The organism is Nonomuraea sp. NPDC049129, assembly GCF_040648495.1.
GTDB lineage: Bacteria > Actinomycetota > Actinomycetes > Streptosporangiales > Streptosporangiaceae > Nonomuraea.
The window spans coordinates 1-7,519 of sequence record NZ_JBEZDU010000063.1; the positions used below are offsets into that span (position 1 = coordinate 1).

Below are 7,519 nucleotides of genomic sequence, written 5' to 3' on the forward strand. Positions count from 1 at the left end.
CCGTGCACTGCGGGCCCGGCGGGATCTACCTGTCGGCGCTCGGCGGCGCCGACGGCAACGACGGGCCCGGCGGGATCGCGATCCTCGACCACACCTCCTTGGAGGTGCTCGTGCGCAAGGGATCGCCACGGTGCTGCGCTGGTCGTAGCCGGTGGCCAGCACGTCCCACATCAGGATGCGCCAATCGGTGCCGTCCTCGTTCTCGAACAGGAAGCAGTCGACCGCCGTGGGCGCCTCCGCGACCAGGCCCGGCATGAACCACCGGGCATCGAACGGCCTCAGCGTGTACGGCGGGGACCGAACTCTGCCGTTCGTCCAACCTCGCCCGCTCAGGCAGCGGCGTCACCCTCGTTCTTGGCGGCCCGTGATTGCGCCTCACGGTCCAGGCCATCGCGTGCGCTGGAGCTGTGGTTTGGCCGGGCGATGCCGGAGTCGCCGGCTGCTGACCTAAGTCGTCTCACTCCTGCAGGCGGGAGAGCAAGATCAATCGGTGCCGGGGCTCAAGACAAAATTTGACCGGGAGCCCATCTTGCGTCGGCGTGGCCGTCAGGCCGCCGTCCGGCCTGGTACCGCGCGGTACAGCGTCCGGGGACAGGTCCAGCCGCAGACGCAGGCAGCGCATCGGGTGCCGCCACCGGCCGCGCTCGCGGGCGACGTCGACCAGCACCTCGACCACCAGCTCCGGCACGATCCGCCTGTAGGTCACGGGGTCGCCTTTGCCGTGTAGGCCGCTCGCCCACCCGGCGGGCAGCTGCTCGGGCCACGGATGGTCAGCCGCGGCGGCCGGGCGAAGATACGCCGCCACCTCGGCGGCCAGGTCGTGGCCCAGCCGGGTAGTCCGGCCGACGACCCGCAGATGTCCTCCCTTAGGGGGATAGCGGCCCAGCACAAGCCCTGAGGGCCGGGCCAGGCTGCCGGTCACCCCTCCGGTGATCGCTTCGGTGGTGGTCCTGGACTTGTACTTCCACCAGTTCCGGGCGCCCGGCTGATACGGCTCACCGGCAGGCTTGATCATCAGGCCCTCGATGCCGTGCCCGGCCAGGGACGTGAACCACGGTCTGGCCTCGCCGGGGTCGCTCGTCTGCATGGACAGGGCAAGCGGGCACGCGGCCGGGATGCCAGCGAACAACTTCTCCAGGTGCTTGCGGCGCTCGGCCAGGGGTTGAGTGCGGACGTCGACGCTGTCGATCTCCAGCAGTTCGAAGATCACGTAGCGGCAGGGCTCCAGTGTCGACAGGTGGCGGGCGCCCACCTTATCTGGGGTTGTAGGACCCTTCCAGCAGGTCAGAGGATGATGATCTCTTCTTTCACGTAGGCCAAGTTGACCGAGCTCCGCCCGGACCCAAAGAAGAACCAGGCATGCGGAGAGCGCCTCGGGGTCTAAGAGCGCGTCACTGCACTCCGACGTGTCCGTCGGGAGCAGGAACGTTTGTTCACCGGTTCGAGTGACGCCGACGAGAGCGCCGAGGCGGGAACGTCGACGAGATCCGGGAACGATGGCCGTCCGTCGTTCCCGGTCTCCCCGCTGCGGCCGTCGGTGGCCAGCCGGACCGCGTGTGGTGCCGTGGCGGGCAACGAGGCCACGGCTTCCCCGACGGCGCGAGATCACCTCAATGCGGGAGTTGCTTTGGTTCGGCTCAGGTTGGGCTCACCCAGTGCGCCGTGACTGTGGTGCGTCCGTCTTCGTTGCTAGCGATGGAGGCCGCGCCAGCCTGAGGATGGATGCGGGCCGCGTGGAGCGTCACGACGTCCCCGGCGGCGAAGGTGTGCGTGAACGTCTGTCCGGCGGTGGCCTGAATTATCTGATTCGGGCCAGTGAGGCCGGTCACGGCCTCACTTCCGGGGATACGCGTGCCGTTCTTGAACAACGCTGTGCGGATGTACATCGCCCCGCTCGTCGTGGGTTGAACGACCGGGCGGGCGTGATAGGAGAACTCCCACACGCCGGGAAAGGGAATCGTGAGTGCCGGGACCTCGGAGATTTGCTCGTAGACGCGGTCGGCGCCGGTGAGAGTGTGGCTGAAGGTGAGCGGATCGGTCTGGATCCATTCCTGGCCTCCCGATTGGGAGGCTACGGTGGCCGTGGATGCGCGGGCTTTGCCGGGGACGTTCGGCGTTTCGCCGGCGTAGGCCGGTGCGGCCATGAGGGCCGTCAACAGTGCGCTGCCGACGGCCGCGCTGACGGTGATCGGCCGTCTGGATCGGGAGTTGGTTCGTGTGGTTGCTGCCCGCATGGAGATCTCCGTATCTGTTCGCGGCTTTGAGGCTGGTGCACGCCCGCCGGGTACTATATGTCACCGAATCGTTACCATATGTTACCGAACATGTCGATCACCAGGCCCATGCGGTGTGGCGTTGGCCGGCGCTGCCGCTCGCTGGTGACCTCGGCGGCTGCGGCTCGTTCGGCCCGGTAGTGCCGCTCGGCCGCACCTGACCTGCCCAACATGCCGTATGGACTCCCAGATACTGTGCGTCAAGTAGCCGCGCACGACTGAGAGTCACCAAAGATAACGCTGGCCGCCGCCCACGCGACGCTGCAACGCTTCGAAGTCGAGCCTGCCCGCCTCGCTCCAACGGACGATCTCCCCCTCGACGATTGTCCGTTTCGGGAGGTGCTCCCATAGGGCGAAAGCGAGTTCAGGGAACATCTCGTTGAGCCGGGTGCCGTGCCGCAATTGCAGTTGTACGCCGCCGTCGTTGTCGATCCTGGCCAACGCGCGATACCCGTCATATTTCGGCTCGTAAAAGACACCCTCCGTGGCGACTGGCCGGTTCGGGCAGGTGGTCGATGGCGAGTGCCAGCATGGGGCCGGCAGCGCGCAGTGTGGCCATGACGCTCCCCAACGGTTCGACCGACGCGGGGGATGCTGAGTTTGCCTAGGTCAGGGTCAATAGCTGGTAAAGCGAAGGCCGTCACGATGTACGGCTATAACGTACGCAGCGGCCGCCTGATCGTTGATGTGGGCTTGAGCGTGAGCCTCCTGCCGAGTTCCGCATCCTGCGCCTAATCCAGCAAGGCGGCAGAGAGACCTGCGCACTGACCAGACCTGGCACCAACGCGGACGGCACATGCGGAGCTCGCCGCTGAAGGGTTGGCTGACCTCAGAGCCTCCAGCCGGGCCGCGGCCTGCAGTGGCTCGGACGAACGGAGGAAGCACAGGTCCTCCATGACCAGGGCGACATCGGTGGCGCCGCCGTGGCGGAGGGCCGGGGCAGCGCGTCCAGGTCGGACCAGCGGGACGGGCGGAGGTGGACGCGGTAGCCGTCTCCGGCGGGGTCCAGGGTGAGGGCTTCGCCGATGGTGAGCCTGCTCTCTGGGAGGTGGGCGGCGGTCGCTCCGGCGGCTCGTTCCAGGGCGGTGACCGAGGTGACCCCGGCGGCGATGGGCAGGGTCGTGTCCGGGCTGATGACGTGTTCGTGCAGGTCACGCAGGCGGGCGGCGGCGGTCGTACGGGCGGGGTGGTCCTTGGGCAGGCGGTCGGCCAGGAGCCTCGCAGCGCGGGCGATGTGACCCAGCGGCGGTGCGGACGCACGCTCGCCGAGCAGGGCGATCAGCGCCTCCAGGGCGTCCTCGGCGCCGGAGGCGAGGGTGACCCACTGCTCGGTGGTGAGCGGGGCAGCTCGACGGCGCGGTTGCGGGTGAACAGGAGCGGGTCGGGGCCGTCCGGGGTGTGGAGGAGCGCCGTGACCGCGTACCCGTGCCCCACCTGCTCGTAGTCGGCGACGGCGGCGGCGCGCCGCGCCGGTATCCCTGCGCTGACTCCCGGTGGGGGAGAGCCGGCAGGAAGCAACGTGGACCCTCTTGAACCACGACTCGAAGAGCGCATTTCCGCAGGACAGGGCACGCATCCGCGCCTACGCGCGGCACCCTGGGCAGGGGCGGCGCTGGATCCCCCGTCCAGGCCGTGAGGGGATGAAGGTGACGCCTTGGCAGACACGGTCGTGTAGCGCGGATGTGCGGGCGCGGCGGCTGCCGCTCCGGTAGGACTATGCACGCGGCCCGTCGGGTGCGGGCTGTGCGCCGCCGCCCCGCCCTGGGGTTGTCTGGCGCTGCGCCGAGAAGGGACTCCTCGTGACCGATGTGAGCACCAGCACCGCCGCTGCTTCCCCGGACGAGTGGCGTGACCAGCTCGTCGACGCGCTCGTGGCCGATGGCACCATCACCCAGGCGCGGGTCGAAGCGGCGATGCGGACGGTGCCCCGGCACGAGTTCACCCCCGCGGCGACCCTTGAGCAGGCCTACGCCCCCTACGAGGCGGTGCGCACCAAGTGGGATGAGCACGGCAACGCGATCAGTTCGGTCTCCGCCCCGCAGATCCAGGCCTTGATGCTGCAGCACGCCGACCTGCGGCCGGGCATGAGCGTGCTACGCCGCGCTCATCGCCGAGCTCGTGGGCACAGCCGGCCGGGTGGTCAGTGTCGACATCTTCTCTGAGGTGACCGACCGGGCGGCCAGGCTGCTGGATGCGACCGGGTACGGAGGCCGGGTCACGGTCGTGCTGGCCGACGCCGAGCACGCGATCCCCGACGCCGTCCTGTTCGACGCGGTCTGCGGTACTGCCTCGCCTGCGGCTGTGATCTTCTAAGCCCGCCGCGCGCCGAACCGCGCCCCGTCCTGGACATCCTCACCAACATGGTCGCCTTCGACACGCACGCCATCGGCCTGCCCGGACCCGACCGGACGGTCACTGACATCTACGCCAACCGGGTCCGCCCCGACACGGACCGGCGCACCCGCACGCCCACGGCGCACCGCCCTGCCAAGCATCACTGATCACGCAACGGGAGGAGCCTGCCCACGACCTCACCTGCACCGAAGACGGGCCTGTCGTCGAGCGCCCGCCGCGAGTCCATCCCCCGACTGAACGGAGCTCGTCAGTGAGTGCCAGGACCAACCCCCCTGAGGCAGAAGACACCTCGCAGCACGACACCCCGAAGGAGGGTGACGCGCAGGCCGGCGCGCCCGATCCACTGTTTGGGAGCGGTATCCGCTACACCATGGGCTGGGCCCGCCACGAAGGGGACAGGACGGCCGGGTTCGGCCGGATGATGCGCCGTCTGCCCGAGCTGGTCGGCATCTGCCTCAAGCTGAGCTGGCGAGCCGACCGCAACGCCCTGATCATCGTCACTGTCTGCCAGCTCCTGGTCGGGGCCGCCACAGCGGGCGGGCTCCTGGCCACCAACAGCGTCCTGCAGCAACTCCTGACCGCGGGACCGACCCCGGACCGGATCGCGGCCGCGCTGCCCGCGCTCGCGCTGGTCGGCGTCTCGGGCATCGCCATCGCGGTGATGACCGCCTGGTCCAACGCCATGTCCGGCCGCCTCAAGCCCAAGGTGGAACACCTGGCCTACACCGAACTGCTGGCCAGGTCCGCCCGGGTGGAGCTCCTGCACTTCCAACGCGCCGACTTCCACGATCTGTTGGATGCCGCGCAGTACGGGGCCGGGTGGATCGACCTGGTGATCGAGCAGCTCATCAAGACCGTCACCGCGGTGATGGGCATCATCGCGGCCGCCGGCGTCCTGGGGGTGCTGCACCCCCTGCTGCTCCCGCTTCTGCCTCTCATCGTTGTTCCCCGGGGCTGGGCCGCCGTCCGTGCCACCCGGATGCGCAACGAGTCCCGGCTGACATGGCTGTCGCACATGCGGCAGCAAGCCAGCCTCACCAGCCTGTTGACCAGCAAAGATCCGGCTGAGGAGATCCGTGCTCACGCCGCTGGGGACTTCCTGCTGGGCCACTACGACCGGCTCGCGACCCACTCGGCGGTTGAGCAGGCGCGTCTGGCCCGCGCCGACGCCAAAGCCGATCTGGTCGCGGGCGCTCTCAGCGGGCTGACGACAGCGGCGACCTACGTGCTGCTCGGCTGGCTGCTGGCCACCGGCCGGATGGCGCTGGCCGCCGCCGGTACCGCCGTCCTGGCCATCCGCACGGGCACCAACCAGCTCGGGAGCGTGGTCAGCTCGCTGGCCTACATGCACGAGTACGGCCTGTACACCGCGGACTGGAGGGATGCCTGCCGGCAGGCCCAGGAGCTGGCCATCCCCGCCGGAGGGACCGTCACCCCGGCGACCGGCCCGGAACGGATCGAGGTCCGAGACCTGCGCTTCAGCTATGTCAACGCCGGCAAGCCCGCCCTCAACGGGGTGAACCTCACGATCGGTCGCGGCGAAGTGGTCGCCCTGGTCGGCCACAACGGGTCCGGGAAGACCACCTTGGCCAAACTCCTCACCGGCCTGTACCTGCCCGAGGAAGGGTCGGTCACCTGGGACGGCGTCGACACCGCCCACCTCGACCGCGACCGCGCCTTCGACAGCGTGGCCCTGCTGTCGCAGGGCTTCGAACGCTGGCCCTTCACCGTCCGCTCCAACGTCGCGATCGGCCGCTATGAGACCGATCCGACGGCCGAGGCCCTCACCCGAGCAGCCGCATCGGCCGGCGCGGTCGACCTCATCGAAGGGCTGAAAGACGGCTGGGACACCCTGTTGGCGCCCGAGTTTCAAGGCGGGGTCAACCTGTCCGGCGGGCAGTGGCAGCGCATCGCCCTCACCCGCGCCTACTTCCGCGACGCGCCGCTCCTGGTGCTCGATGAGCCCACCGCCGCCCTCGATCCCCGCGCCGAGGCCGCGACGTTCGCCGGGGTGCGGGCACTGGCGGGCGGCCGCACCGTCGTCCTCATCACCCACCGCCTGCATTCGGTGCAGCACGCCGACCGGATCCTCGTCTTGCAGGACGGCGTGATCACCGAAAACGGCACCCACCAGGAGCTCCTTGAATTGGCGGGCGAATACGCCGAGCTGTGGGCGTTGCAGGCCGGCCAGTACAACGCCGACACCCCCACACCCTGACCTCGGGTGCCGTGCAGCGGTACGGGCCGCATCGGCCCGTACTGCTGCACGAAGTCGTCGATCCCATCCTCGGCCTCGACGCTGTCCCGGCCGGCGTCGAGCTCGCCGACGCGAATGGCACCCTGGTGGCCGGCGTGCCCGGCGAGCTGCGGGCGGTGCGGGCAGCCACCGGACCGCATCCAGGCCTGCCCGCTGACACCGCTCCGCAACTGGCAGCCCTGCTCACCCAGGCCCGCGGCACCTCCGCGATCGACGAACGTATCTACCCGCGGCGTGACACTCACGTGGCCGGGCTGCACCGCTTCGGCGCCGACGTGCACACCACCGGCACAACCGTGCACCCGCCCGGCGGCCGACCAGTTGTCCGGGGAATGCGGTTCCGGAATTCGGCAGAAACGGGCCGCGCTTTGATCACCGATCGTTAGACTCACGGGATTCGCGCTGGTTGGTGACGGTTTCCGGGGGTTCGGGTGGCGTCAATCGATCGAACCGCCTACCCGAGGTTTGCGCGGGCGGTGTCCGTCGAGCCGGGCTTCAAGCCGCCGGGCACAGGACGGCTTGGCCGGCTTTGATCATTTCGGGGATGATGGCGTCGTCGGTGGTGCTTCGCGTGACGGAGATCTCGAACTGCCGCCGGCCATCGGTCGAGTAAAGGATCAGTGTGGTGTAGCCG

General features: G+C 69.3%; 9 protein-coding genes. 5 read left to right on the top strand and 4 right to left on the bottom strand.

The window, feature by feature from the left end; genetic code table 11:
* Positions 1 to 457 precede the first annotated feature (457 nt).
* From AB0B64_RS60615 to AB0B64_RS60630, 4 genes are all read right to left on the bottom strand, one after another.
* Entirely contained in the window at positions 458 to 1,252 is a 795-nt protein-coding gene (locus tag AB0B64_RS60615) for a hypothetical protein (RefSeq protein WP_357952880.1), read from the bottom strand.
* A 385-nt stretch (positions 1,253 to 1,637) separates the two neighbouring features.
* Positions 1,638 to 2,234 (bottom strand): hypothetical protein, encoded by a 597-nt coding sequence (locus AB0B64_RS60620; protein ID WP_357952879.1) that lies wholly within the window; start codon positions 2,232 to 2,234, stop codon positions 1,638 to 1,640.
* A gap of 264 nt (positions 2,235 to 2,498) precedes the next feature.
* Complete coding sequence (locus AB0B64_RS60625; protein ID WP_357953418.1) at positions 2,499 to 2,816, bottom strand: hypothetical protein; 318 nt, start codon at positions 2,814 to 2,816, stop codon at positions 2,499 to 2,501.
* A 286-nt stretch (positions 2,817 to 3,102) separates the two neighbouring features.
* Positions 3,103 to 3,849 (bottom strand): hypothetical protein, encoded by a 747-nt coding sequence (locus tag AB0B64_RS60630; protein WP_358207608.1) that lies wholly within the window; start codon positions 3,847 to 3,849, stop codon positions 3,103 to 3,105.
* Positions 3,850 to 4,072: 223 nt separating this feature from the next.
* Between AB0B64_RS60630 and AB0B64_RS60635 the strand changes: the two genes are divergently transcribed.
* The 5 genes from AB0B64_RS60635 to AB0B64_RS60655 all read left to right on the top strand — a co-directional run bounded on the left by AB0B64_RS60635 (position 4,073) and on the right by AB0B64_RS60655 (position 7,271).
* On the top strand, positions 4,073 to 4,435 hold the full coding sequence (locus tag AB0B64_RS60635; protein WP_357952877.1) for a hypothetical protein: 363 nt from the start codon (positions 4,073 to 4,075) through the stop codon (positions 4,433 to 4,435).
* Entirely contained in the window at positions 4,410 to 4,586 is a 177-nt protein-coding gene (locus AB0B64_RS60640) for a hypothetical protein (RefSeq protein WP_358207620.1), read from the top strand. Before AB0B64_RS60635 ends, AB0B64_RS60640 begins: the two co-directional genes overlap by 26 nt.
* 47 nt (positions 4,587 to 4,633) lie before the next feature.
* Positions 4,634 to 4,774 (top strand): hypothetical protein, encoded by a 141-nt coding sequence (locus AB0B64_RS60645; protein WP_357952875.1) that lies wholly within the window; start codon positions 4,634 to 4,636, stop codon positions 4,772 to 4,774.
* Positions 4,775 to 4,878: 104 nt separating this feature from the next.
* Positions 4,879 to 6,846 carry an ABC transporter ATP-binding protein gene (locus AB0B64_RS60650; RefSeq protein ID WP_358207631.1) on the top strand — a complete coding sequence of 656 codons (1,968 nt, stop codon included), beginning with the start codon at positions 4,879 to 4,881 and terminating at the stop codon, positions 6,844 to 6,846.
* Positions 6,847 to 6,857: 11 nt separating this feature from the next.
* Positions 6,858 to 7,271 (top strand): hypothetical protein, encoded by a 414-nt coding sequence (locus AB0B64_RS60655; protein ID WP_358207638.1) that lies wholly within the window; start codon positions 6,858 to 6,860, stop codon positions 7,269 to 7,271.
* Positions 7,272 to 7,519 lie beyond the last annotated feature (248 nt).

What these genes read in the sequence shown, in the direction of transcription:
- AB0B64_RS60620 (WP_357952879.1), bottom strand. Translation starts at nt 2,234, where the DNA reads ATGCGGGCAGCAACCACACGAACCAACTCCCGATCCAGACGGCCGATC.
- AB0B64_RS60630 (WP_358207608.1), bottom strand. Translation starts at nt 3,849, where the DNA reads ATGCGTGCCCTGTCCTGCGGAAATGCGCTCTTCGAGTCGTGGTTCAAG.
- AB0B64_RS60645 (WP_357952875.1), top strand. Translation starts at nt 4,634, where the DNA reads ATGGTCGCCTTCGACACGCACGCCATCGGCCTGCCCGGACCCGACCGG.